Raw genomic sequence first — 1,935 nt, forward strand, 5'->3', positions numbered from 1 at the left:
ATGAAAAAGTCCTTACCTTTGCAGCCGCTTTCCGAAACGAAGCGGACGTTCTGAAACATTTTGACTGATGTGTTTTTCATCTTTTGCGGATGAAGCCTGCAGAAGCTTTCTTCTACGGCGGTTCCGAAAAAAAGTTTGAAAAAAAGTGCGGAAAGATTTGGAGGGAATATGTAAAAGTATTTATCTTTGCATCCGCTTTCGCCTCGTAAGTGGGGCGGGTAAAAGAGAAGCAAAAAGAGTTCTTAAAGATATTGAAAGGTTTGAAAACAAACAGCAAGTGCGAGTCCGAGAAGAGATTCAACGGATATAATGACTGAGCGAAAGAGATAATTTTTAAAGTTTTTATTACTATGAAGAGTTTGATCCTGGCTCAGGATGAACGCTAGCGACAGGCTTAACACATGCAAGTCGAGGGGCATCATGAGGTAGCAATACCTTGATGGCGACCGGCGCACGGGTGAGTAACGCGTATGCAACCTGCCTGATACCGGGGTATAGCCCATGGAAACGTGGATTAACACCCCATAGTACTTTTATCCTGCATGGGATGTGAGTTAAATGTTCAAGGTATCGGATGGGCATGCGTCCTATTAGTTAGTTGGCGGGGTAACAGCCCACCAAGACGATGATAGGTAGGGGTTCTGAGAGGAAGGTCCCCCACATTGGAACTGAGACACGGTCCAAACTCCTACGGGAGGCAGCAGTGAGGAATATTGGTCAATGGACGTGAGTCTGAACCAGCCAAGTCGCGTGAGGGAAGACTGCCCTATGGGTTGTAAACCTCTTTTATAAGGGAAGAATAAGTTCTACGTGTAGAATGATGCCTGTACCTTATGAATAAGCATCGGCTAACTCCGTGCCAGCAGCCGCGGTAATACGGAGGATGCGAGCGTTATCCGGATTTATTGGGTTTAAAGGGTGCGTAGGCGGTTTATTAAGTTAGTGGTTAAATATTTGAGCTAAACTCAATTGTGCCATTAATACTGGTAAACTGGAGTACAGACGAGGTAGGCGGAATAAGTTAAGTAGCGGTGAAATGCATAGATATAACTTAGAACTCCGATAGCGAAGGCAGCTTACCAGACTGTAACTGACGCTGATGCACGAGAGCGTGGGTAGCGAACAGGATTAGATACCCTGGTAGTCCACGCCGTAAACGATGCTCACTGGTTCTGTGCGATATATTGTACGGGATTAAGCGAAAGTATTAAGTGAGCCACCTGGGGAGTACGTCGGCAACGATGAAACTCAAAGGAATTGACGGGGGCCCGCACAAGCGGAGGAACATGTGGTTTAATTCGATGATACGCGAGGAACCTTACCTGGGTTTAAATGGGAAATGTCGTATTTGGAAACAGATATTCTCTTCGGAGCGTTTTTCAAGGTGCTGCATGGTTGTCGTCAGCTCGTGCCGTGAGGTGTCGGGTTAAGTCCCATAACGAGCGCAACCCTTACCGTTAGTTGCTAGCATGTAATGATGAGCACTCTAACGGGACTGCCACCGTAAGGTGAGAGGAAGGCGGGGATGACGTCAAATCAGCACGGCCCTTACACCCAGGGCTACACACGTGTTACAATGGCCGGTACAGAGGGCCGCTACCAGGTGACTGGATGCCAATCTCAAAAGCCGGTCGTAGTTCGGATTGGAGTCTGTAACCCGACTCCATGAAGTTGGATTCGCTAGTAATCGCGCATCAGCCATGGCGCGGTGAATACGTTCCCGGGCCTTGTACACACCGCCCGTCAAGCCATGGAAGCCGGGGGTGCCTGAAGTCCGTAACCGCGAGGATCGGCCTAGGGCAAAACTGGTAACTGGGGCTAAGTCGTAACAAGGTAGCCGTACCGGAAGGTGCGGCTGGAACACCTCCTTTCTGGAGATCAGTTATTATCTGCACTTGCTGGCAAAACCTTCAACCTTTACCATAAGCTGACAGC

1 rRNA gene is annotated in these 1,935 nt (G+C 48.5%); it reads left to right on the forward strand.

Going from position 1 to position 1,935, the window contains the following annotated elements:
• The first annotated feature begins 347 nt into the window (after window positions 1-347).
• A 16S ribosomal RNA gene (locus tag WS34_RS14405) occupies window positions 348-1,871 on the forward strand.
• Window positions 1,872-1,935 lie beyond the last annotated feature (64 nt).

The organism is Odoribacter sp. N15.MGS-14 (assembly GCF_000980245.1).
Lineage (GTDB): Bacteria > Bacteroidota > Bacteroidia > Bacteroidales > Marinifilaceae > Odoribacter > Odoribacter splanchnicus.